Origin of the sequence: Streptomyces sp. URMC 126 (assembly GCF_051386555.1) — a bacterium.
Taxonomy (GTDB): Bacteria; Actinomycetota; Actinomycetes; order Streptomycetales; family Streptomycetaceae; genus Streptomyces.
This window is the reverse complement of the sequence record NZ_JBPQTX010000964.1, coordinates 1-263: the sequence shown is the minus strand read 5'-3', so window position 1 is coordinate 263 and position 263 is coordinate 1. Positions and strand designations below refer to the sequence as shown.

Genomic DNA, 263 nt, shown 5'->3' with positions numbered 1-263 from the left:
CCTCGGGAGGAATCCCGCCTCAGGAAGAGGGGATCTCCAGGACGATCTTGCCGCGGGTGCGGCCCTCGCGGCTGCGGCGGAACGCCTCGGCGGCCTCGGCCAGGGGCAGCACCGCGTCGAGAGGCACCGTGAGCTTTCCCGCGTCGGCGAGGTCGCCGAGCGCGGTGAGGTCCGCCGTGTCGGGGCGGACGAAGACATACGTGCCGCCGATCTCCGCGGCCGCCATGTCCGCCACCGACGCGATCCGGGAGGCGTCTTCGACC

Annotated in this window: 1 protein-coding gene; it reads right to left on the bottom strand. The window is 73.4% G+C overall.

Going from position 1 to position 263, the window contains the following annotated elements; all coding sequences use genetic code 11:
• Positions 1-19: 19 nt before the first annotated feature.
• Positions 20-263, bottom strand: a 244-nt coding sequence (locus ACSNOK_RS34685) for a zinc-binding dehydrogenase (protein ID WP_436784689.1), incomplete at its 5' end; no start/stop codon positions are given.